Consider the following 22,792-nt stretch of genomic DNA (forward strand, 5'->3'; position numbering starts at 1 on the left):
CGAAGGGCTACAGAGTCATAGCGATAGCGGTCTTTCGGGACTTCTATTTTGTCAAAAGCAGTCTTTCTGAAGAAATAGAGTGTTCTGGAGACTCTTATTCCCGGCACAATAACCTCGCAGCAGGATTTCGGCACCAAATAAAAGCCCCTACAAGCTGCTATCTCCAAGCCACTCCCTATTCCGGCCGATATAACGCGCTCGAAAGACTCTTACTTTCCGGCGCCCGCCAGCAATCATACTCCAAGCACAGCCGGTACCACAGCAGAAAAAAACTCTGCGCAGGCGACGGATAAACTCCCATCGCTAACGCAGAGCCGTGCCCATCAGGACTTCAAAACGGGAGTCCCCCAACGCTGAAGCGTCTTGCCGATAAGCAGCCGGATTTTATCGTCCATCACGTTGCGGATTTCCGAGCTGCCTTTGAACGAAATGACCAGAGAGCCGTCTAGCTGTTGCCTATACTGCTCGAATGCCTCGGCGATCACGGGCCGCGCATCCTCGTGGCGGTCGCCGATCGCGGCTAACGCCATAAGCGCATAAGAGACGTACTGGAAGCGCAGATCGGTCTCGTCGGACAAAAATTCTCGATTGGCGTCGATAAACGAAAAGCCTTCCCGCGTCCGCAGCAGCGCGATCAGCTCGGGAATCGCCTCCCGGTCCGCCAGCCTGCCGAGCAAATAAACCGCCGCATAGCCGCGCGCCTGATTATACTTGAGGCTCGTGAGCGGCACGAACGGGTCCCGCTCCCGCGCCATTTCCCTCAGCACGGGCGCGGCTTCCGCAGCCCCCATCAGCGCCAGCGCCATCGCGCTGTGCTTGCGCAAATGCTCCGGCTCGCTTCGGTCCATCCACCCGAGCAGCTTCGGACGGATCGCTTCGCCCAGCAACTTCGCGGACCAGATCGCCACGCCCGGCTTCGTGCCGGACAGTGCTTCGCGGATTTCGCGGATATCGCTCATCCAGCGAATCGGTCCGCTCTGCTGCTCCCCGTGGGCCACTCTGTGCTCGAAATACACCTCGTCCCGCTCCGACAGGCAGCCGGATTCGCGAAGCAGTTGCGATAGCTCCGCATACGGCACCTCCTTCAGCCGGACCTTCTTCGTTACGGCGAGGTAAGCGGCATAGGCCGCGGCCTCCCCGCATTTTTGCATATCCCGTTTCATCCGTACGCACGAGGCCATATCGTGATCGACCGCGAGACAGCGCCCCGCAGCTAGAAGTCCGTCATAGCCCCGCGGGATGAGCGCCCCGAGCGGAATCGGCACAGTGAACTTCAGCCCCCACAAGCTTGCCGCCACCGTCCAGTCCCGCTGCAGCCCGCTTTCGAAGGCGACGTCCTTGCTGTGGTTATCGAGATTGGAATACGCCATGAAGAGCGGTTCGCGGGAATAACCCTCTTGTAAAAACCGGTCAAGCGTCACGTTGTCCTCGCCGACGATGAACTGGCTCTCGCGCACCCCGAGCTGCGGTGCGATCCGCATGAACCGATTCTCCTCGTTATATTGTTCCTTCAAATGCGTGGAGAGCAGCGCGGAATTGACGATCGCCGCCGACATGCTGTCCGGATTTTCCGGGAATACGTATCCCGAATCGGTATAGAAGGCGCGGACCCGGTCTTTATCGAATCCGAACAAAGCGTTCGAGAACGGCTGGGGCTGGCCGTCGAACTCGCGGCCGCCGCGCAGCTCGCAGCCGGCGAGCCGGCAAATGTCCGCATTGCCCGTGCAGTCGATCACGACGCCGCTTGCGACGGCGTACCGCCCCCGCCGGGCCGAGAAGACTTCCAGACCGGTGACCGTCCGGCCTTCCAGCTTCACGCCGAGCACCGTCGTTTCGTAGCGAATATCGACTCCGGCCAGCGCCGCCTCCCGCTCGAATACGTATTGCTTGCCTTCGACATTAACGCCGAACGCAGGGGTGAATACGTCCTTCTCCGTCGCCGGGACCTTCGCGTCGATCTCCTCGTACAGTCCGCCCCGCGTGCCGAAATAATAACCGACTACGCCTCCGGCCGTACCGGCTCCGCCCATGCTCGTATGCCGGTCGATGCCGAGCACGCTCAGCCCTTTCCTGGCCGCCGCGATCGCAGCTATGGCGCCTGCCGTGCCGAGGCCGACGACGATAACATCATAGCGGTCCGCCGCCCCGGACGAAACACTATGAGGAACCTGTTTACTCGATAGTGGCAGCATCGCGTTGTCCCACCGCCTTCTTATAATAGTCGTAGCCCTGATCGAGCGCATTCAGCGGATTCGCATACGCTTCCGAGGGAAGCCAGATCAGACCGTCGTTTTGTACGTGGGGCCCTGGAGGAACATCCGACTCGAACTCTCCCGCCACGGCGGCGATCGTCCAAGGCTTCCAGCGCTCCGGCCGCGCCTGCCAATAGGCGAACAACCGCCGCCGCACTTCGGTCCAACCGTCCTCCGGGGCGGCCTCCACTCGCAGGATGACCTCGGAGCGGTAACGGCCCCTGCATACCGTCATCATCTCGTCGATCTGCTCCGGCAACACCGCATCCCGGATATCGGTATTGTACAGGTATGCACGAATCCATTTCCGCCCGGGTACGGCCGGTTGCCCCGGCGATGTGAGCCGCTGCGACGTCGTATCCACGATCGTGTCAGCGGCCAGCGTGCCGCAGCCGGAAGCGTCATGAAGCGTTACCTCGTACTGGTCGCCGCGCCTTGTCACATCCACGATTTCCGTCAAAAACCGGACTTTCAGCCCGTTCTCCTTCACAAGCGAGCAGAGCAGCGGATGGAGCGCCGGAAGATGGGCCGGCCCGGCTTCCTCCATCAGCCCCCGCTGCATCAGCGCTTCCCGAAACAACTGCCCAAGCTTCGTAACCGGCGGCGTCCACTCCGAGCCGGGACGAAACGCCTCGATAAATTCCCGCCCGACCAGAGCGGTCCGTTCGACGACAACGACATCGCGGTTTTCCTCCAGTGCGGCGAGCGCCGCCCCGAGACCGGCAAATGTAGCGCCGACTATGAGTATAGAACATTCCGTGCGATTCAACTGCAACGGTATAACCTCCTTATGCCGATCCGCACGCTCGGATAGCCGGCCCGTTCCAAAGCCGTACCGCGCCTGCGGCCGTTACGCTTTGCGATACTCCCGCGGCGGCATACCCGTATGGCTTGCGAATACTCTGGCGAAATAAAGCGGATCTTGAAAGCCTACTTCCCGGGCCACTTCCGACACGGTCAGACTGCTCGTTTGCAGAAGCTGCCGCGCCTTGTCGAGCCGGATTTTCGTAATGTACTGCGTCGGGGTGCAGCCGGCTACTTTTTTGAACATAACGGAAAAATAGCTCATCGACAGCGCGGCGACCTCCGCCAGCTCTTCCCGCTCCAGCGGCTCGGCGTAGTGATGCTTGATGTAATCCATCGTTTTGACGATCGCCCGGCGAACGAGATCGCCTTCGTTTTTTTGCGCGTACAGCTTGCGCACCTCGTCGACGATGCCGAGAAATAACAGCCTCGCCTGCCACTCGTAGTCCGCGTCCTTTTGCTGCCATAGATCGTAAAGCCGTTTCATCTGCACAGCAAAGCTCTCGATCTCGCTTACCTGCGTGACGATCGGCAGCGGAAGGCTGTTTTCCTGAGGATCGAGACAAGTGACGGAGCTGCCGTCCCATTCGATCAGCTTGTAATCGTAATGCACGGAATAAAACTGCATCGGCTGCTCCGACGTGTAAGCGACCTGACATTTGCTGCGATATGGAAAATAAAACACGGAACCGACGGATAACGGATGAAGGGCGCCGTTTACGGTTACCGTTCCGGCACCGCAGGTGACGAACATGAAATTTCTAAGCGATGTCGACTCGTACGACGCCGTGCGCCCATCCTTCGACTGGGACAGCCAAAACTCGCGGTCACGCCGCAGCACGCCGATAACCCGCGGATGAAATCGAGAGAAAAAGGCATTGTCCATGATCGATCTCTCCTGTTCCGTAACGTTATTATAGATGCCCCGCGATACCGTTAGAATGGAAAATAAAACGGCGTATATGGATTTATGTTCGATCCGTATCGGGGCAAACAAAATTCCATGTTTTCTTTTTTTTCTCTATTTACTTATGGTACCGCTTTCACAATAATTAGAGGTGCCGAGGGGTAAGGGGTTACCTTTTCAGTATACCAGCATCCATATACAGGGGGAATGAACGGATGAATCGGACAAAAAGTAAATCGGCCGGACGGGTGCCGTGGATCGCCGCAGCCTTATGTTTATCGCTCCTGCCGGCATGCGCCGGCGGCTCTTCCGGCACCGCCAAACCGGCACCGAACGAACAGCCGGTTCAGTCAAAAATGCAAAACGAGGCCGCGGAGCTGACCATCTACTCCATTGTCGCCTCCATTACCCAAGAAGAATTCCAGCGCACGATGGAAGCACCGATCAAGGCGAAGTATCCGAACTACAAGCTGAACTATATGATCTCGGGAACGCAGGCGAAGCTGGACAATATGGTGATGAGCGGAAACGCGCCGGACATCGTGATTACCTCGATCGCCGGCATGAACAGCAACGTCATTCCGTTCCAGCTCCAATACGATCTGACGGACCTCGTCAAAAAACATAAATACGATCTGTCCCGCATCGACAGCTCGACGATCGAGTCGCTCCGAAACGCTTCGGAAAACGGCGCGCTCTACGGGCTTCCGAAATATACGAATTCGGTCGTCCTGTTCTACAACAAGGATATATTCGATAAATTCGGGGTCGCCTATCCGAAGGACGGAATGACATGGGACGAAACAGCCAAGCTGGCCACGCAAATGACCCGGAAGGTCGATGGTATCAGTTATCGCGGCATGGGGCTGTTCACCAGCAATATGATTGTGGAAAATCAGCTGTCGTTGTCCCTGATCGACGCGAAAAGCGATAAAGCGTCGGTGAACAGCCCGGAGTACCAGAAGCTGTTCCAACTGTACAAAAGCTTCTACGATATCGTGGACAACAAGCCGGCCGGAACGTTCAACGGCGACAACGAGCTGAACTCCTTCTATAAAGACAAAAACATCGCCATGGTGATCGCGCCGATGTCCGGGTACGGGCGGTTCGAGAACGAGAAAGACTTCAACTGGGACATCGTCTCCGCCCCGACGTTCTCCGACAAGCCGGGAATCGGGTTCCAGGCGAACACGATTTATTATTTCGTGAGCAATGTGAACAAAAAAGCCGAGCAGGCGTTTCTCGCCGTCACCGGGCTGCTCACCGACGAGGTTCAACTCGCCGCCAGCAAGGAAGGCCGCCCGACGATCCTGACGAATGAGAAAATAAGCGCTACGCTGGGAGAAGAAAGCAAGGCGAAGGGCAAAAACTTCAAAGCGCTGTTCCACAACAAGTTCGCAACGGCCCCTGCGTTAAACGTCAAAATGGCTCCGCTAGTCAACGCCGGGTCGATCCTCGACAAAGAATTCGGCGCCATGATCGGCAGTGGAACCGATGTGAACACGATGCTAAGGCAGGCGGAAGAAAAAATCAACAAAGCTATATCCGAAGCGAAAAGCAAATAACGCAAAAAACGCCCGCGAGCCGATCGGCCTGCGGGCGTTAAACGTTGTTATGCCGAAGCCTTCGCCAAAACCGGGCGAGACTTCACTTTCCATTCCCTTCATTTCGGTTAAGCAACAGACGTGCCGCACGATCCGCAGAAGCGGTCTCCCGGCTCAAGCTTCGCTTCGCATTTGGAGCAAAGCTTCGTTTCTGCCGCCTCTTCGAGAGCCGGCGCCTCGTCCCCTTCCGCCAGCTCAGCCTTCGGAGCTGGAATTTCGAATTTATGGCCGCATGACGGGCAGAACTTCGTATCGGCCGCCAGCTCGGCGCCGCATACGCACGTTTTCTCGTTTTTGATTTCCCGAATTTTCAGCTCGATGACCGCAATCTCCTGGTGCCGTTCGGTAATTTGCGCGCACAGTGCGACGACCGTCTCTTCCGAGCCGGAAAGATCGCTCGCCAAAAAAGCCTGGTACACCGATTCCCCGATGCTGATCTGCAATTTCTCGATTTCTTTCCGCTTCGAGCTGATCTGGGCGTTAAGCCGGGTGACTTCGACCGTTTCTTTTGCCTTCTCCGCCGCTTTGGCTGCCCCTTCTTTCATTTTCCCAAAAAAACTCATTGTCTTTCCCTCCATCTTGATCGGTAATGGAATATGTATATTCACGTCGTACCTTATCGAATACTGTAACTACAAGTCTACCAGAAATAGAATTGATTGACTACGGGGAAAAAGAGAAACAAGACTGCCATGGACAGCCTTGCCGGTTGTTGTATTTTCGTCACACGTCGAACCCGTAGCCCATGTTGATGTAGATCAGTTTGTAGCCCATGCTTTTGTACAAAGCAATCGCCCGCTTGTTGTCCCCGTATACGCCAAGCGTTACCTCCGACTTCCCGCGCGCTTGCACAAAGCGCATCGCATGGGCGATCAAATGGCTGGCGATCCGCTGCCGTCTCCAGGCCGGTACGACGAATATATTTTCGGTCGCGCTTCTGCTTGGCGAGATTCCCCATGTCATGACGCTTCCGATCGGCTGCCCGTCCGCAAAGGCGGTGAACGTATCCCACTCCGGGCCCGCCTTGTACCATCTCAGCCGGTTGAGCGTCCATGCCTCATGGCGGGGATCGCCCTCTCCGGCCAGGGACTCCGCTCGCTGGTACTGGAGCTGCTCCTCGGGCGTATCCATCGTCCAGTGCCGAACTCGGACGCCTTCCGGAAGCGCGTACTCCGGGATCGGCTCGTTCAGATCGCGCCGCATAATATGGTGGCTGTCATAGTGTAGGAACCCTTTGGACAAGTACAGATCGATATCCTCCACATCATCCGCCCGAAAATAGCGGCACACGCGAAGCCGCTTGCCGGGATACGGCGCTTTCATCTCGCGGGCCCGCTCGAGCAGCCGATCGATCAGACGGCTTTCGACATCTGCGGGGACAGGAACTTCGTCGTTAAAAGCCGTGTCAAGGCTCAGCCTGTACACGTAATCGGCGGGCTTCGCGTCCGACGCAATGAAAGCGAACGATTCGGACGGCTCCAGATGGCCGACGGCGCCGATCCGGCCCTCTCCGTTAACCGCGCAAAAGATGTTGGCGGGCTCGAAATCGCGATTGTAGCGGTACGCCAGTTCAAGCAGCTTGGCGAAAGCGCCGATTTGTTCGGCGTCTTCCTGGATATAATTGCGAATCGTATAGGTAATAGTTCGTTCTCTCCTTTTTATACCGGCCAGCCTTGTTCCCGAACCAAATCCCGCAGCAGTTTCAGCCTTCGGTCGAAATAGGCGTCGGTCAAATAGCCGTATGTCCATTCGTCGGCATGCCGGCAATGAAGCCCTACCAGCCACAACTGCCGGGCGGCTACAAAATAAGGGATGGCGGCATAGTCAGCTTCGCCTATGTGCATTTCGCGTCCGTAGGCGTCCAAATAGGTTTGCCACAGCTTCAATGCGAGTTCTCTGTCCGGCCTATCCCTCACGGACCAGTTGAACACGGCCAGATCGTAAGCTTGCCAGCCAAGCCCCTCGCAATCGAAGTCGAAAAAGGTGACTTGGCCTTCGTCATCGATATGACAGTTGCCTCCGTTCAGATCGCCGTGGCACAGCCCCTGCTTCAAGGAAGGCGACATCGTATCCAGTCTCTCGCGCAGAAAGCGCCACAGCCGTTGGACAAATGCCCGATCTTCGTCGCGATGGGTGAGCAGAGGAATGATCGAGGGCGTCCCATCGTCTAACAAGTACCGCGTATCGATCCGGTACCGCTCGTGCTCAGAGCGGAACATCTCCATCGCCCGATGAAGTTCAGCTGCGGCCTTGCCGTACAACGCAGCCATTTCTTGCGTAAGAGGTCGGGAAGCGCCGGGGGCATACGTAAACATTGCCGCGTAACGGGTGCCTTCCGGCGCCGATAGCTCCGTCAAGTAATCACCGTCTCGACGCACAATGGGGACCGCAACCTTGCCTCCGCCTTCATATACATGCTGCAGCAAGTCGATTTCATGCCGAATATCAGCGAGTGTGCGATGACCGTGACGATACACCCGCAGGATGAACCGCTTTCTTTCAGCCAGGACGAGATACGTATCGTTCATCCCTTTGACGAGTAGCCTGCATTCGGCCGGAGCGCTCACATAAGAAGGGACTACATCGGCTGCAAGCGCGCGCTGCGACAAAACGGAATGTGTTACCGGGAACATGTGGATGTGCTCACGCCCTTCGCTTCAAATTAGGCACGAAGCCGGCTTAGGCTATCGAGATTGCTGTCGATTGTCTCGGCCGCCCATTGTAAGGTTTCTTCAACATCCTCATTGTTCTTCACGATAGCGAGAAGCCGTTCATTGACCGCACCCGAAAAATAACTGTTCCAGAATACGTTCGTCGCCCCGGCACTCGGGACCGCATACTGTAATTCGTTTACGAATACTTTGCGGATCGGATCGTCCGTTTGTCCCAATTGTTGGATCAACGCGCGGGTTCCGGCGATTTCGGCGGCGGCATGTTGCTCGGACAGTTCGCTGCGCTCGAGCAGCATTTGCTTCAAGAAGGACCAGGCGTACTCCGGAAAAGCAGCCCGTGAAGAGATGCCGATCCCTCCGGCGCCAGCGACGTTAACGCGGATTCCTTCCGCAAACTTCGGCATCGGCGCGCAGCCGAAAGGCTCCTCCATGTTCGCAATGCCGTGCAGCGCATCGATGTAGTCGACAATCATCCCGATTTTTCCTTCCCGGAACAGCCGCCGGAAGCCGTAGTCCGCCATCGGGGCCGCCGCCTTCTTGATATGAATGAGCTCGGCGACCCACTGTAAGGCAGCTATCGTTTGCGGGCTATCCAAATACCCTTTCAACCTCGTCCCGTCCGGGGATATGAACCTTCCTCCCTTGCTAAGAACAATCGGTTCCAATATGTTCGTGTGATAATAAATGGACGCTCCATATTTCCACATCTTCGGGTCACCTTGCGACGCCATAAGCGTCTGCGCCGTTTCCGCGAACGTCTCCCAAGTCCATTCCGCCTCCGGGTATGGCAGAGCGGCCCGATCAAACCACGCTTTGTTGAAAAAAACGGCCATCGTTGCCCCGGCGAGCGGAACACCGATTACTTTGTTATCCACGGTCAACAAATCCGCAAACGGCTTTACAAAATGCTCGGCAGCAACTCCATCCCGCTGCATATAAGGCCGTAAATCCGCCAAATAGCCCAGCCGGTCGTACTCGATGCCGCGGGCGCTGTTCATCAGGATCAGATCGGGCGCTTCGCCGTCCGCCATATACTTTCTCAGCTTGTCATGGTAATTGCGTACGGTGTGAATATGGAGCGTCATGCCAGGATGGCCCGCTTCAAACCGCCGTTTCACTTGTTCCATCAATTCGTCGGATATTTGCGGGTTCGGGAAACGCAGCATTTTGGGAAACAGGAAGGCGCCAACCACCTTTTTCGCAAAAACAGGCGCATCGAGACGATTTCGGCTTACAGCCTTATCCATTGCGTCCATTAGCTCGCGCTTTAAGCGGACTCTGATTCTTCTCAAGCGGCTATCTACAGCTTTTATGGAAAGCCCTAGAAAAGACCCGATTTCCTCCATGCTGTAACCGTACATTTGAAGCACAATGGCCGTACGATTCTCTTCCTCCAGCGTCTGTAACGCATCGCGCACGTCGGAGTGGATCTGCTGGCTGCGATAGGCTTCCTCATAGCGGCTGTCCGCAATCGCCGCTGTTTCCTGAAGCGGCACTGGCTGCCGCCGAAGCTTGCGAAGATGATCCAGGCATACGTTGCGGGTGATTTGATACAACCAGCCGCCAACAGCCGCTGTCTCCTTCAATTGGGGAAGCGACTTGAACGAACGCCAAAACACTTCCTGCGTCAAATCCTGCGCCGTGTGAAAATCGCCGATCATCCCGTAGGCTGCTCCGTACACCGCGTTGCTATAATGCTCTACGACTTGCCGAAACGCCTCGGTATCGCCATCCGCGGCCCTTTTTACCACTTGTTCGTCCACCTGCGATCCACCCCATCCTTATCGACTTCATCTATAAAGACGAAGGCCGTTTCGCAAATTCGTCGCACTAACGTTGCTCGATTTTTATTTGCCCGCGCTCAAGTCTTTGCGAAAATAGTAATGCTTAAACCCTCGCGGGGCGTCTTCGAATACAGCCACTTCCCGGTAGCCGTGCTTCAAATAAAATTCGGGAGCCTGGAAGCTGAACGTATTCAGCTTAATAAACGTACAATGCTTGTCTCGGGCAATTTCCTCGATCCGCTTCAAGAGCTTACTCCCGTGCCTGGAGCCTCTGTAAGCCTGATCAACCCAAAGAATGTGCACCTCGATCCAATTCCAGCATAGCTCGCCCAACAGCCCGCCGATCACGTTGCCTTCGTCATCCTTGATCATCAGGTCGATTTCCTCGTACACCGACCTCAGATCGTCAGGCACATGCCGGGCGTTAAATTCAATAAGCTTTCTCCGCACGTACTCTCGTTCTTCCCGGTTCCCCATCTGAATATGTGTCATCGCAATCGCCTCCAACGCGGTAGTAGCTTTCCGCAGTTCCTCTCTTAACCTTACCATTCCTCGCATGTGCGCTTCCATTGCAAGTTCCGTTTTAATTGAACTAGCGAAACATCCGTTTCGTTATTTACAACGACAAAGAGCCGCCGACCGGCAGCTCCTGTACTATTCACCAGCGGCCTTCAACCGGACTTCCGTAGCCGCCTTCAATTGTTTCAGCAGTTCGACGGACGCCTCGATCTCGACCTTACGGGTAGAGACGCTTTCGACGCTGCATCCGACCGGAATGCCTTTGTCCAGCCCGAAATCGAGCAGTTCCTCATAAATCGCGCGGGACAGCTGGACCGATTTGTCCAAAATGTCGTGGGAATGTACCAATTCGTTTTCCAGCCATTTCGGGACGCTGATCCCGAGCCATTTCATAAACTCCAGCGTTTTCACCGAGCCGCAAGGAGCGAAGTTAAACAAGATCGGAACCATTTCGAGCTGTTTGTCCCGGCAGTAGTAGTAATAGTCGGATAACAAATTTTTGGTCGCTTCCAGGTGGTAGGTAGCCTGCGAAACGAAAAAGGCGCAGCCGTCGTTTTTCTTGCTCACAATGCGCAAATGCTCGTCCCCATGCTTCGCATGTCTCTCCGGGATCACGACGCCCCCATACGTCAAAAGCTTGTTCAGTCGCCTGCTTAACTCGTAAGCTTCGGACAATCTCAGCCGGACCGCCTGCTTGCCGGACGACGCGCCAACGTATACCGCATACTTCTCCTCGCCCGGGCCATCCTTGATCCAAGCGGAAAGCTCCGCCTCCGAATATTTGCCCGCACACCGGTAAATGATCTTCGGCACGTCCAACTGCTTCAAATACGTGTTGCCATACAAGTTCGGATCGACCGCGGACAAAAACGGAAAAGGCCGCTCCTGCTCCACCCGATCGGCTTCTTCCTGGATGTCGTATAACAGCAGGGCGTCTAGGGGCAGCCCTTTCAATCTTTCGACTTGCTTTTGCGCGATTTCCGCAAGCTTGTCCGGCGTATTCGTTATTTTCGGCGGCGTCATTCCATACGTGACGATGCCCGGCTGCCTGTCGGTTATTTTTTGATGGAGTGTGTGCAAAGTCCTCGTCCTCCTCATGAAATGATTGCATGCTTATTCCGAGTCGCAGCCGGAACTCACGATTCGCTGCATCCGCATCTCGCTTTCGAACACCCTCCAGCCGAGCTTGGCGTTCACCCGGCCCATCGGTCCGTTATTCGAACGGTTTGATGTGTAGATGGTATCGCAGCCTTGCCGTGCGGCAAATTGGATACCGCGAATTTTCAATGCTGTCGCGATGCCGCGCTTGGTATACGCCTGGCTCACCGCCGTGTACCCCTGGGCTAGCGAAGAGCCTTCCGGACCCGGCTCAAGCTGCGAGTAGCCGACATAACGCGTTCCGTGCCTCGCGATAAAAAAAGCTTCCGCTAACAAATCCGTTCGGTGCAGCCAGGAGGCGTCCGTATTCGGCGTTCGGAAACGGGTCGGCAGCTCGTTCGGAAAATCCGGATACGTCTCCAGTACGAGCCTCTCCAGCTCCTCCGTGCAATCCGGTCTCAACGCCCGCTCTTCCGACAATGTCCCGATCCAGATTCCATCGCGCTGCAGTTCCTTCTCGGTGTGGGCGAACGGTTCGATATTGGCCTCGGGAACATACAGCTTCTGCTGTTCCATCCGATGATTGCAAACAAAGCCTTTTTGCTCGAAAAATCGAATCGCTATCGGATCGGAAGCAAATACTCTCGCTTCGACCGCGTAAGGAGCTAATCTGCCAACCTCTTGCTCGATGTTGTCGTACAACTCGTGAGCCAAAGCGGCTTCCGTGTATGGCTCTTCCATATTAAGCTCCAGCCGCAAACGGATCATCGGCGCAACCTGTTCGGACAACAGCGCATATCCGGCGATATGGCCCGTTTCGGCATCGGCCGCCACAACCTTCGCCAGTATCCGCTTCCCGTCGATCTGTTCGACTAGCGAGAACGAGCCGGTTTTACCCGCATATACGGACTGGGATAGCTGGATCACTCGTTCCCGATCCCCGTCGGTGTAGCTGCGTATGATGAACGGCACAAAGCATGCACCTCATTTCACTTTAGAAAAGCTGAATATGACAGTATTACGACTTACTCGCGATCTCCGCCATCTCCTTACTGATGTCCGCCAAATCATCCTCGGCTTGCCCCATCATCCGAGCCAATTCGAGACATTGCTCCTTTTGTTCTCTCGTAAGCTCTCCCGAAAAATGCAGCGCCTCCGCATAGTAGTACAGAAGGTCCGATTCCTCCCGCGATAACTCCCGCCCGTAATCCAATTGCTCCAGTCGATTCAAACATTCCTGGGCCAGTTCATTCCCGAAGCGCTCCAACTGGAGGAATATATCGTATTCGGACTTGTCGTACAGGTAAGGCGAAACCGAGGTGTATGAGCTATGGACCGCTGGAATCCAATGGTTCAAATAGTCGCTGATGGGCAGATGGCGGATTTGATCCAACTCTTGCTCAAATTGCCTGTCTTTTTCCCTAAGATCGGGAAACACACCGTATAATAACTCGGGTGCAATCGTTTTGCGCATGACCGTACCATAATCCAAATAATCGTTCCCCGTAGATGCAAATACGATGAAATTTTCCGTTTTATTCAGAGGGGCAAAGGCATTCTCCTCGATCAGAAGACGCACCGCCTTCAGCGCGATCGCATAGTAGCCGTCTCGGATAACGCCAGCCTCGAATGCGAAAACCGGCTTATCCTCCTCCTCATCGAAGTCCGCTTGTTCGGCGTCATCGGCGTCATCGGCGCCATAAGCAATGGTCTCGAAAGCTTCGACGATTCGCCCCGGCTCCCCCTCCGGCCAAAATTGAAAGTCGAAGTCGCCTTGGTTGTATTTCAGACTGTTTATTTCACCAAAGTCGTTATACTTTTCTCCATACCGGCTCCGGTATCCGGCCAGTGTTTCCTCGAATCGCGGGATTGTGTTCATGTAGATGAAAATGCTACTATGTTCGTCCGCATTCAAGTTAAACACGTATACTTCTTTGTTATCAGGGCCGTTTGCAAATGAATGTATAATGGATTTGCATCCCTGAACCAGCGCCTCCGTGAATCGATCCACCGTTATCAGTTCCGCCGACTCCGGCTTTACCGAGCTATAGGTAACGCAGTTTTCTTCGCTAAGGACATAATATCCCTCTTGACTCAGCGGCGTTTTTCCCTCGATCATTCGTCCCAGCTTGGAGTAATACGTGTACATTCTTGTTCATTCCTTCCTGCCCGGCCGCATATTTTCCTTCTGCTTGATCCAATACCTGAGTCCTTTGCCTGCATAAGGCTCGTCCCGGAAACGCGGGATAACATGGAAATGCGCGTGGCTTATTTCTTGATTCGATACGCGGCCCACATTCCAGCCAAGCGTATAACCGTCGGGCGAATGGCCGTTGTCCAGAAGCTCCTTGACCTGCTGTAGAACGTCATAGGTGGCGTTCCATTCCTCACGGGACAGCTCGAACACATTTTCCTTATGCGCCTTCGGCACGATAAGTCCGCATCCTTCCAGAACGAGCTGCTCGCTCTCTTTCTGGAGAAACAGGCAATATTCGTTCTCGAAAACAATACGCTGCCCGTCCGCTTCTTTTATATGGCAAAAAGGACATTCGTTCATCGAGGCTACCCCCTATCGCGCCGCCGACCCAATCGCAAAAAGAGCCTCCGGCGCCAAATGCTTCGTCCTCTCGTTAAGCTCGGGCGAAGGAAACCAATCGTTCTCGTACGCGGTGCCGTATTTAATCGTATGAATGACCGAGCCTGGCGACAAATACAGATTATGGTGAACGAGCGGACGAAACGTTACGCTCTCCCCGGGCCGCAGCAGCTCCAGCTTGAACTCGCCTTCATTCAGCTCGGCGTAGGCGATCCAGCCCGATTGCACGACGTACAGCTCCGACACGCCTTTATGGTAATGGCTGTTTTGCCAGGCGCCGCTTTCCGAGGCGACAGTGCGGCAGTAGGAGCTTCCGTCCGCCGAGCAACCGAGCCTGAACCTTAGCTCCCCGTTATCCATCCGGTCGTGCTTCGTTTCCATACCGTAAGACCGTGCTTCTTCCGGCGAAATAGGCTGCATCCTTCATTTCTCCTTATAGGCTGTGATTGAATGTCGTTCCACCTCGTCCGGTGTCATCAATGTTTTATACATTTTACCATATGTAGGTAAAAGACCGGACCGGAAATTTTCGATAAGAAAAACGTTTATCGATACCAAAGAAAAAAACGCGTGAAAAATATAGTTGACAGCCGCAAAGGTCAAACCTTATATTGAGTTTGTATTTATATGTGAATTTTTGCGTTTGATTGTATTTTAATAGTGCATTCAAAAACAGGAGTGATTCCAGTGAGCGAAAAGGTACTATTGATTCTCGTCGACGGGATGCGTCCCGATAGTCTGGAGATATCCGGGCATTCTTTCATCGAGGAAATGAAAGCGAAGGGAAGCTACACGCTGGACGCGCAAACGGTGATGCCCAGCGTTACGCTGCCATGCCACATGTCGCTGTTTCACAGCGTCCCGCCGGAACGCCACGGCATCCTGCAAAACCTATACGCTCCGCAGGTGCGTCCGATCGCAGGGCTCTTCGAGCAGCTTAAGGCGGGCGGCAAAGTAAGCGGCTTCTTTTACAACTGGGAGGAGCTTCGGGACTTATCCCGCCCCGGTTCGCTCGCTCACAGCTGCTTTATTTCCGGCGGCGCTTACACGTACGAGGAAACGAACCGCGTGCTGACCGATCGGGCGATCGAATACATCAACGACAAGCTTCCCGACTTCACTTTCCTGTATCTGGGTCTAGTCGATGAAGTGGGCCATAAGCACGGCTGGATGTCGGAGCCGTATATCCGGTCCGTGTACGATTCCTGGGCTTGCATCGAGAAGGCGGCGCGGCATATTCCGGAGTCGTATACGGTCATCGTCACATCCGACCATGGCGGACATAACCGCAGCCACGGCACGAATATGCCGGAGGATATGACGATTCCGCTGCTTATGCAGGGTCCGTCGCTGGAGGCAGGCAAGGTTATTCCAGCCGCCAATATTATCGACATCGCTCCGACGATCGCGAAGCTTCTTGGCGTGCAGAGCAATTCGGATTGGGAAGGGCGCAGCCTCGTGTGAATGGATAAGCATACCCCGAAGACTGAAGCAAAATAGGACCCGCAAGGGTCCTATTGCTTACACACATCAACTCTTATCCAAAACCGACCGTCAGGACCAGCCGTGACGACCGGGGGAGGAGTCGTTAGCGGATCACTTTGACGTCGGGGTCACCCGAAGTCGTGAATACAATCGCATCGTCGGACGCAAGCAGGCGCGAGATCGGGTCTGCCATCGCCAGCACCAGGCGGCCGGAGCCGTCCAGCACCATTGTTCTGTACTCCTCTTTCTCATCGAGCCGGCACACCATTTTCCCATTCAAAACCTGAACGCCGTCAAGACTACTCTGCAATACCAGCGTATCATCCCCGTCCGGATTTATCCGGTACAGCCGGTATTTCCCGTCGCCAGCGCTTGTTGTGTAATACACCTTATCGTCTATTCCGTCGAACCAGGATACCGCGTTTTCGGATAGCTTGCGCTCCCCTGTTCCGTTCAGAGCAGACGAGTATAAGGCATTGTCCGTATCCTTGACGTAATACAGCTTCTCGCCCAAAATCCGGAAGCGGCTCACTCCCGCGTTGACGATTTTCTCCGTTTCGTTCGTCTGCAAATCGATTTTGTAAATTTGGTTCAAGTCACTGTAGCCATCCGGCGCGACTTTGGTTGCCCTTATATAAATATCGTCTCCGACTACCTCAGCGGAATCGCCGGTGCCGATGCCGTCAACGATGTAGCCGGAATTGCCGGTACTTACATACCGGCTGTAATACATATGCGAATCTCCTACGGTTTTCCCGCGCTCATCGTTTTGCCCCGGCGCTGCAAGTGACAAGTTATTGCCTCCGGGAGAATTGGGACCGAGCGCGATGATCAAGGTGCCGTAAGGCGTTTTTTTGAAATCGGTATAGCCGTGAAATTTGAATTTCTTCTCGCCTTTCCCGTCCTCGTTCACTTTTACATACGTATTCGACCCCATTAGATTGGAGCCTAAAAAATAGGAAAACCAAAGCTCGTTATCGAGAATTCGGAAATGGATCGTTTTCCTCGGAAAATCGTTTCCGGCAAGAAACTCGTACGAATAAACAAGTTCTTTTTCGGACGGATTCTTAAGGGGTGTCCGGTACACCTGATTCGTACTCGCCGCCGTTTCGGCAAAGTAATAATACCCTTTATACAAGGCAACCTCGTTGTCGCTTGCGTATGTAGGCAGGTCCGGAATCAGAATTTGCGGGTTGCGGGAGCGAATGTCCAATCCCCTGGCGTCATCATAGCGGTATTCCCAGTCGAATTCGTCATGCGCAAACCGCCAGGTTAGCGGAAAGTAAGTGACATCCCGGAAGCTCAACAGCGGATACGGTTCCTTCGAATTATCGATCGACTTGCCGTTAATCGTAATCGCTGAACCCGAGATTTCCGCGTTGTACGAAGCCGCATTGCGACGATCGGCTTGGTAGGATACGTACGGAGAGCTTACCGGGCCCTGAGCGATGCGAAGACCGCTCTCCGGCGTCCATGCAGCCTCCAGCCCGAGCAGCCGCGAGTCGCTCCACGTCATCGGGAAATAAGTAATATCCTTGTAAACGAGCAGCGGATATTCGCGATACGTTTGATCCACCGCATGCCCGTTCAGCGATACTTGAAAATCCGGTAAGCTCACCCGAACTCCCGTCGAGGCAGCCCTGCCCTCCACAGCCGGAGCAAGCAAACTGAAGATTACAGCAAGTGCGGCCGCGCAGCCCGCCCATTTTCTTCTCACCAACTAACGTCCCCTCTCCTTAGGTAACACTTCTCTTATAGACGCTTATTTTTGGCGAAAGTTCAAAATGATCCCAACATTTTATGGGGCGGGCTTGTTCGGTATTCCTGTAAGCCGTTTTTTGGCAAACGAAAAATGGGACCCTGCAAGGGTCCCATCGGTCAAACAAGCTGCTCGCAGCCCGTCTCATGCGAACGGTACGCCGCATCCACGGCGGCGGCGACGGATTGCCCGTAAACTCCGGAGGCGAGCCGGCCGCTGCCGCCGCAAACGGCGAGCAGCATGTCGCTCCACTGAGCGGCGAACGGCTCGGGCAGCTCGCCGAGCTCCACCGGCTCGTAGCCGCGCCCGGCTCCGCCGATCCACAGCGATTGCTGCCCGTCCAGCTTGAGCTGGCCGCCGGTAAACAGCAGCTCCGTCTCGTTGACCGACACATTCCGGTAGCCGCATAACGAGACGACGGCCGGTACGCCGGAGGCGGTCTGGAGGTACAGCAGGCCGCTGCCCTCAACGTCTCCGCGATCGCCGTAGTAGGAGACATCCGCCTTTACTTTCGTCACCGGGCTGCCCGTAAGCCACTGGATTTTATCGATCGAATGGCTGCCGAGATTGCGGACGACGCCTCCGCCGGATCGGGCCCGATCCAGAAACCAGGCCGGACGTTCCTCAGGATAGTAAAAATGATGCCTCCGGTCGTTAATCATAACAAGCTTGCCGAGGCTCCCCGATTCGACGATCTGCTTCGCCTTCACAACCGCCGGGAAATAATGCTGCATATGCCCGACGAAAATAACGACGCCGCAGCGTTCTCCCGCCGCATTAATGTCGGCGCATTCCGCCGCGTCCATCGCCATCGGCTTTTCCAGCAGCACGTGACAGCCCTGTTCGGCGCACCAGATCGCCGCCTCCTTGTGCAGAAAATGCGGCAGCGTAATGACGACGATATCCGGGCGCTCCTCGCTGACCATGCGGCGGTAATCCTCGTAAGGCTTCGCTCCGTACGCCTCCCCGAGCTCTCGCGCCCGCTCTTCGTCGATATCCGCGACCGCAGCCAGCTTCGTATACTCGTTTTCGTGAAGCGTCCTCATATGAATTTTGGCAATGATACCGGCACCGATGACAGCCGCTTTGTATGTTTGCATGCTTCTCTCCCTCTCTCTTTAGCCAAAAAAACGAACGCCGGACTTTTCGGGCCGGCGCTCACGCATTGGTACCTAACCCATCTTTCCTGCGCCGCGGTTACCTGCAGCTCGTCGAACGAAACGGAATAGGCGGGTGGCAGCTTCGTTTTTGTCCCACACGGCAACAAGCCGAATCATATGCAAGCCGGACGGGTTATTTCAGCAAATCGGCCAGACTTTTATCGAGCTTCTCGCCCGCCTCGCGAAGCGCCGTATTCGTATCCTTCGTACCGAGCACGACGTTCTGGTAAGCATCGAAAAACGCAGTATGTCCCGGGCTTTGTCCTCTTACGATTTCCACCTTCGTCAGCGCGGACGGGGCGAACTTTTCCGGGAGCAGCGCCTTGACGTTTTTGTTTTTGAGCAGAGGCACTTCCTGGCCGAACTGGCTCATACCCGCCACCCGGTCTTTCAGGATCGGCAGCATGCCTTTGCGGGCCAGATTGTTTTGGAATTCCTCCGATGTCATGTAAGCGATTACATCAAAAGCGTCTTCTTTGTGCTTGCTCGTCTTCGTAACGTAGAAATAGGTCGGATACGATTGCGGACCGACGCCGGGCTTATCGGCCAGCTGCGGGAATGTAGCGATATCCCAATTAAACTGATCCTTGAGCGTCGAGAGCGCGAGAACGACAAAGTGAAGCAGCATCGCGGCCGACTGGTCCTGGAAAAACATTTTTTGCTGGGCGGCAAGACTCCACGTCTGCGCGTTCAGACCGTTGCCCGGAATCTGCGCCACGCTCGTCAGAAGATTAAACGCCTTGCCGAACTGCTCGGACGTAAATACCGACTTTTTCGTAGCCGCGTCGAGATACGCCGCCGAGTATTGGTTCAGCACGATATTGGCGGACGACGACATCACGAGCCCTTTGTAGTCGATGCCGCCCTCGGACCGCGACAGACGCTTCGCCATATCCTTCAGCTGATCCCAGGTCAGCCCGTCTTTCGGATATTCGACGCCGAACTTGTCGAACAAGTTTTTGTTGTAGAACAGGCCAAGCGTGTTCGTAAATACCGGAAGGCCATACATGCCGCCGCTGGCAAACCCTTTTTGCAGCTCTACGGTGGACGGCTCCAGCTTGCTCAAATCGTACTTCTTCGTCTTGATCATGTCGGAGATGTCGTATTGGTAGCCGTATGTCGTCAGCGTGTCCGCCTGCCCGATCGACATAAACAGGACGTCGATCGTTTGCCCGGAGGCGACGACGTCCGCTACCTTGTTCGCGCCCGCCGGGAGATGTTTGACCGTGATGTGGGGGAATTTTTTCTGAATCATATTGCCGAACGTATCCATAAAGGTTGCGTCGTAGTCGGCCACTTGCGAGTAAAATACGAGCTCCACCGGCTCCTTCTTCTCAGGCGCCTTGCTTCCTGCATCGCCGGCCGTTTGCGTTCCCGCGTCTTTCGTTCCTCCGGAACACGCCGTCGCCGCCAGCACCATCGCCGTGGCTGCGGTTATCAGCTTGATCTTGTTCTTCATTCCGATCAACCCCCGAATCCATATATTTAGGTTATAACCGTTAACTGTTTGCCGAGTCTTTCACACAGTTCCTCTTCATCCAGCAAATCGGCCCAGTATGCTTTCAGCTCCTTCTCGAGCTTCCGAAGCGAATTGTACGAAATGTTCAAATCGCCGTGAGACCGCAAGGAGGACATAATTTCGCGGAACATCAAATATCTGGACGGACGATGCCCCGAGCTGCTGCTTGCGAGGCTAGCGTCCATGTACGCCGTGCCCAGGCTCGGAAGGCTGAACGTACGATCGCGAATGACGCTTTGCGCATCGCCTGACGTCAAATAGTCGATGAACAGCAGCGCCTCCTCTTTGTGCACGCTGTGACGGCCAATCCCGATACCGAGCGAAATGACGAGCGTTCGCATTTCTTCAATTGTGGGAACGGGCGAAATATCGAACTCGATGTCCGACTGTCTCCAGCCGTTCATGCCCATATAGCTGCTGAGCGTCATGGAAACTTTGCCTTCGAGGAACATCCGGTCGATGTCCTCATGACTTTCCGACAAAAACAAGGGAAACGCCTTGCGGTTATGAATGATGCGCTTGCTGATCTCCATGCTGCGGAGCAGCTTCGTGCCGCGAAGATCTCGCAGCTGTCCGCCTTCCCATTCGAACCGTTCCCCGCTTTGCAGCAAAAAGACGGGCCAGCGGTTTTGCGACGGCACGTGGAAGCAGAAGCCGTACCGGCCTTTGCCGTCCGACAGCTTCTCGGCTGCGGTCATCAGATCGTCCCACGTCCAACTGCCGTCAGGCTCCAACATGCCGTTCTCGCGAAAATGATCCTTGTTGTAGCAGAGCATGATCGGCGAAAAGATGAGCGGCTGCATAAGCAAATGTCCGCGAATGGTGAACAGCCGGGAAATATGCGGGTACAAGTCGGGCTTCTCCGCCAGTGGCTCCAGCAGATCAAACGAAGCATTTTCGGATAAACTTTGCAGCTGATAATTTTCGAGCATCAGTACATCGCCGGCGAATCCTCCGTATGCCGGGTCGATCGACGCAGTCCCTTCTTGCAACACCGTTTGCACCGAAATCCAGGGGTACTTGCGATGAAAACCTTCAAGCAGCCGGGCCAGCTCCAAATTGCGGAACGCCAGCTGATGACAAACCAGCCTCAGTTTCACAGGAGGGCGGGTAGCCGCGACGCGGTTGCCCACTCGCGCAACCTTCTCGATCCAGCCTTCCTCTACAAGCTGCTCCAGTCCGGCGCGAATGGAATTGTTGCTCATGCCGAATCTTGTCACCAAAGCCTTCTCCGAAGGCAGATTATCGCCCGGCTTAAAGCCGCCCTCTATAATTTCATTTCGCAACGTGCTGACCATTTGCTCCAATTGGCGATGAAATTGCTCTTTCGTTGGTCTTCTTCTCATCGTTTTTTTCTCCATGCTCCGCTTAGGCGGTTTCTTTCCATCTTACCATGAGTGTATGGCGATTCGCCCTCCCTTCGGCGCTCTTTCCATTACTGATTTTTAAAATTAAATAATATTATGAATCAGTATCGAAAACAACGCCAAACCATTCCTATAATCCTCATATTAATGGACCAAAACCGGATCGTCAACTTTATTTTAATGAGTCAATTGTCATATTATCAATAATTTTATGAACCAGTTAAATGACAACAAAAAAGAGAGCACCTCAGGCATGTCTAAATGCCTTCGAAGCTCCCTCCGCTACGCGCTTTTCGATGAATCAGGCTTTCTTCTTGACCGCTTTCACATCGTACAGTCCGCCTTCCGAGCTGACGACATACTCTGGCTTCGGCTTGCCGCGGCTCGCCCGATGACCGGCAATATGCGCCTCGCTTTTCTCCCAGTTTTTCCAATGCTCTTCCGATTCCCAGCGGATCAGTACGATTACTTCTTCATCGCCGCTCCGTCCCTTTTTCACCATAACGGTCAGATCGACAAAGCCTTCCTGCTTCTCGATAATGCCTTCTCCGCTAAAACGGTTGACGACCTGCTCGGCGTTTCCTTCGGTAACGATCGTTTTCCTCATCTGAACGAACAATACGCACAGCTCCTCTCCAAATCCTATCAACCTCCATTATATATGATAATGATAATGATTATCATTGTCAAATAAACCGGTTAAGCAGAATTAAAGAAGGAATGCAAAATACCCGCCCTGTTAAGGCGGGTGCAACGGTTCGAACGGGCTCCGGTTTATTTCGTCGTTCCGCCGAACCGCTTCAAATTACGGGCACGGGCACGCTCGATCTCTACTTCCCGGCTGCGGGGCTCCGCATTCGTTACGAGAGATCCGAGCATCGTCCGGGCTACCTCGGTCACGTCCCGAACCGCCTGGTGAAATACCGCCTCGTTCGCCTTGGACGGTGTATTGAAGCCCGACAGCTTGCGTACGAACTGGAGCGCTGCCGCTTGAATTTCGTCATCCGTCACGGGCGGATCGAAGTTGAACAGCGTTTTAATGTTTCGGCACATTCGCGATTCTCCTTTCCTTGCTTTCTTGGTTTATATTATACCAAAAGCTTCGGATCGAAGTCTTTCGACGAAGTGCATTCGTGTTTTAGCGGTAGCTTTTGTATGCGGGGTGGCGAACACTGAGGACCGAGCTTAACGGAACCGAAACTTCCGCTAAGCGGTGCATCCCACTGCCGGACCGGCCCATAGCGGAACAAAAAGTTCCGCTACCCT

Annotated in this window: 21 protein-coding genes; 2 read left to right on the top strand and 19 right to left on the bottom strand. The window is 54.7% G+C overall.

What is annotated here, in order from left to right; translation table 11 throughout:
* Positions 1-323: 323 nt before the first annotated feature.
* From D7M11_RS33400 to D7M11_RS33410, 3 genes are all read right to left on the bottom strand, one after another.
* Positions 324-2,192 (bottom strand): FAD-dependent oxidoreductase, encoded by a 1,869-nt coding sequence (locus D7M11_RS33400; protein WP_158606970.1) that lies wholly within the window; start codon positions 2,190-2,192, stop codon positions 324-326.
* The gene (locus D7M11_RS33405) at positions 2,173-3,027 is read right to left on the bottom strand and encodes an FAD-dependent oxidoreductase (protein ID WP_158606971.1); all 855 of its coding nucleotides are present in this window, start codon (positions 3,025-3,027) and stop codon (positions 2,173-2,175) included. Before D7M11_RS33405 ends, D7M11_RS33400 begins: the two co-directional genes overlap by 20 nt.
* Positions 3,028-3,102: 75 nt before the next feature.
* Positions 3,103-3,942, bottom strand: a complete 840-nt coding sequence (locus D7M11_RS33410; protein WP_120751614.1) for an AraC family transcriptional regulator — start codon at positions 3,940-3,942, stop codon at positions 3,103-3,105.
* Between the two features lie 236 nt (positions 3,943-4,178).
* Here D7M11_RS33410 and D7M11_RS33415 point away from each other — a divergent pair, with 236 nt between their 5' ends.
* Positions 4,179-5,528 carry an ABC transporter substrate-binding protein gene (locus D7M11_RS33415; RefSeq protein WP_120751615.1) on the top strand — a complete coding sequence of 450 codons (1,350 nt, stop codon included), beginning with the start codon at positions 4,179-4,181 and terminating at the stop codon, positions 5,526-5,528.
* A 107-nt stretch (positions 5,529-5,635) separates the two neighbouring features.
* Here D7M11_RS33415 and D7M11_RS33420 read toward each other — a convergent pair whose 3' ends face one another.
* The 10 genes from D7M11_RS33420 to D7M11_RS33465 all read right to left on the bottom strand — a co-directional run bounded on the left by D7M11_RS33420 (position 5,636) and on the right by D7M11_RS33465 (position 14,656).
* Positions 5,636-6,130, bottom strand: a complete 495-nt coding sequence (locus tag D7M11_RS33420) for a zinc ribbon domain-containing protein (RefSeq protein ID WP_158606972.1) — start codon at positions 6,128-6,130, stop codon at positions 5,636-5,638.
* 160 nt (positions 6,131-6,290) lie between these two features.
* A complete protein-coding gene (locus tag D7M11_RS33425) occupies positions 6,291-7,316 on the bottom strand; it encodes a GNAT family N-acetyltransferase (protein ID WP_120751617.1) in 1,026 nt (341 codons plus the stop codon).
* Entirely contained in the window at positions 7,226-8,200 is a 975-nt protein-coding gene (locus tag D7M11_RS33430; RefSeq protein WP_120751618.1) for a phosphotransferase enzyme family protein, read from the bottom strand. Before D7M11_RS33430 ends, D7M11_RS33425 begins: the two co-directional genes overlap by 91 nt.
* A gap of 29 nt (positions 8,201-8,229) precedes the next feature.
* Positions 8,230-9,990, bottom strand: coding sequence for an extracellular solute-binding protein (locus D7M11_RS33435; protein WP_158606973.1), 1,761 nt, complete (start codon positions 9,988-9,990; stop codon positions 8,230-8,232).
* A 96-nt stretch (positions 9,991-10,086) separates the two neighbouring features.
* Positions 10,087-10,515, bottom strand: a complete 429-nt coding sequence (locus D7M11_RS33440; RefSeq protein ID WP_120751620.1) for a GNAT family N-acetyltransferase — start codon at positions 10,513-10,515, stop codon at positions 10,087-10,089.
* 162 nt (positions 10,516-10,677) lie between these two features.
* On the bottom strand, positions 10,678-11,622 hold the full coding sequence (locus D7M11_RS33445) for a 5,10-methylenetetrahydrofolate reductase (RefSeq protein ID WP_240041425.1): 945 nt from the start codon (positions 11,620-11,622) through the stop codon (positions 10,678-10,680).
* 33 nt (positions 11,623-11,655) lie between these two features.
* Complete coding sequence (locus tag D7M11_RS33450) at positions 11,656-12,612, bottom strand: GNAT family N-acetyltransferase (RefSeq protein ID WP_120751622.1); 957 nt, start codon at positions 12,610-12,612, stop codon at positions 11,656-11,658.
* Between the two features lie 46 nt (positions 12,613-12,658).
* Complete coding sequence (locus D7M11_RS33455; RefSeq protein WP_120751623.1) at positions 12,659-13,789, bottom strand: DUF4303 domain-containing protein; 1,131 nt, start codon at positions 13,787-13,789, stop codon at positions 12,659-12,661.
* A 6-nt stretch (positions 13,790-13,795) separates the two neighbouring features.
* A complete protein-coding gene (locus tag D7M11_RS33460) occupies positions 13,796-14,197 on the bottom strand; it encodes an HIT family protein (RefSeq protein WP_120751624.1) in 402 nt (133 codons plus the stop codon).
* Between the two features lie 12 nt (positions 14,198-14,209).
* The gene (locus tag D7M11_RS33465; protein ID WP_120751625.1) at positions 14,210-14,656 is read right to left on the bottom strand and encodes a hypothetical protein; all 447 of its coding nucleotides are present in this window, start codon (positions 14,654-14,656) and stop codon (positions 14,210-14,212) included.
* A gap of 267 nt (positions 14,657-14,923) precedes the next feature.
* Here D7M11_RS33465 and D7M11_RS33470 point away from each other — a divergent pair, with 267 nt between their 5' ends.
* Positions 14,924-15,700, top strand: coding sequence for an alkaline phosphatase family protein (locus D7M11_RS33470; protein WP_120751626.1), 777 nt, complete (start codon positions 14,924-14,926; stop codon positions 15,698-15,700).
* A 124-nt stretch (positions 15,701-15,824) separates the two neighbouring features.
* Here the strand turns inward: D7M11_RS33470 and D7M11_RS33475 are convergent, their stop codons facing one another.
* From D7M11_RS33475 to D7M11_RS33500, 6 genes are all read right to left on the bottom strand, one after another.
* Entirely contained in the window at positions 15,825-17,438 is a 1,614-nt protein-coding gene (locus D7M11_RS33475; RefSeq protein ID WP_147433540.1) for a DUF5050 domain-containing protein, read from the bottom strand.
* Positions 17,439-17,599: 161 nt separating this feature from the next.
* A complete protein-coding gene (locus D7M11_RS33480) occupies positions 17,600-18,580 on the bottom strand; it encodes a Gfo/Idh/MocA family protein (RefSeq protein ID WP_120751628.1) in 981 nt (326 codons plus the stop codon).
* Between the two features lie 193 nt (positions 18,581-18,773).
* Positions 18,774-20,099 (bottom strand): ABC transporter substrate-binding protein, encoded by a 1,326-nt coding sequence (locus D7M11_RS33485; protein WP_120751629.1) that lies wholly within the window; start codon positions 20,097-20,099, stop codon positions 18,774-18,776.
* A 26-nt stretch (positions 20,100-20,125) separates the two neighbouring features.
* Positions 20,126-21,505, bottom strand: coding sequence for an extracellular solute-binding protein (locus D7M11_RS33490; RefSeq protein ID WP_158606974.1), 1,380 nt, complete (start codon positions 21,503-21,505; stop codon positions 20,126-20,128).
* 322 nt (positions 21,506-21,827) lie between these two features.
* Complete coding sequence (locus D7M11_RS33495) at positions 21,828-22,145, bottom strand: antibiotic biosynthesis monooxygenase (protein ID WP_120751631.1); 318 nt, start codon at positions 22,143-22,145, stop codon at positions 21,828-21,830.
* Positions 22,146-22,300: 155 nt separating this feature from the next.
* The gene (locus D7M11_RS33500) at positions 22,301-22,579 is read right to left on the bottom strand and encodes a DUF2277 domain-containing protein (RefSeq protein WP_120751632.1); all 279 of its coding nucleotides are present in this window, start codon (positions 22,577-22,579) and stop codon (positions 22,301-22,303) included.
* Positions 22,580-22,792 lie beyond the last annotated feature (213 nt).

Origin of the sequence: Paenibacillus ginsengarvi (genome assembly GCF_003626695.1) — a bacterium.
In the GTDB taxonomy this organism is placed as follows: domain Bacteria; phylum Bacillota; class Bacilli; order Paenibacillales; family NBRC-103111; genus Paenibacillus_AB; species Paenibacillus_AB ginsengarvi.

Bases quoted from the DNA above. Each gene is read 5' to 3' on its own strand.
- D7M11_RS33400 (WP_158606970.1), bottom strand. From the start codon at position 2,192: ATGCTGCCACTATCGAGTAAACAGGTTCCTCATAGTGTTTCGTCCGGG.
- D7M11_RS33410 (WP_120751614.1), bottom strand. From the start codon at position 3,942: ATGGACAATGCCTTTTTCTCTCGATTTCATCCGCGGGTTATCGGCGTG.
- D7M11_RS33415 (WP_120751615.1), top strand. From the start codon at position 4,179: ATGAATCGGACAAAAAGTAAATCGGCCGGACGGGTGCCGTGGATCGCC.
- D7M11_RS33420 (WP_158606972.1), bottom strand. From the start codon at position 6,130: ATGAGTTTTTTTGGGAAAATGAAAGAAGGGGCAGCCAAAGCGGCGGAG.
- D7M11_RS33425 (WP_120751617.1), bottom strand. From the start codon at position 7,316: ATGGACATACGGCTATTTGACCGACGCCTATTTCGACCGAAGGCTGAA.
- D7M11_RS33430 (WP_120751618.1), bottom strand. From the start codon at position 8,200: ATGTTCCCGGTAACACATTCCGTTTTGTCGCAGCGCGCGCTTGCAGCC.
- D7M11_RS33440 (WP_120751620.1), bottom strand. From the start codon at position 10,515: ATGACACATATTCAGATGGGGAACCGGGAAGAACGAGAGTACGTGCGG.
- D7M11_RS33455 (WP_120751623.1), bottom strand. From the start codon at position 13,789: ATGTACACGTATTACTCCAAGCTGGGACGAATGATCGAGGGAAAAACG.
- D7M11_RS33460 (WP_120751624.1), bottom strand. From the start codon at position 14,197: ATGAACGAATGTCCTTTTTGCCATATAAAAGAAGCGGACGGGCAGCGT.
- D7M11_RS33465 (WP_120751625.1), bottom strand. From the start codon at position 14,656: ATGCAGCCTATTTCGCCGGAAGAAGCACGGTCTTACGGTATGGAAACG.
- D7M11_RS33480 (WP_120751628.1), bottom strand. From the start codon at position 18,580: ATGCAAACATACAAAGCGGCTGTCATCGGTGCCGGTATCATTGCCAAA.
- D7M11_RS33485 (WP_120751629.1), bottom strand. From the start codon at position 20,099: ATGAAGAACAAGATCAAGCTGATAACCGCAGCCACGGCGATGGTGCTG.
- D7M11_RS33490 (WP_158606974.1), bottom strand. From the start codon at position 21,505: ATGAGAAGAAGACCAACGAAAGAGCAATTTCATCGCCAATTGGAGCAA.
- D7M11_RS33500 (WP_120751632.1), bottom strand. From the start codon at position 22,579: ATGTGCCGAAACATTAAAACGCTGTTCAACTTCGATCCGCCCGTGACG.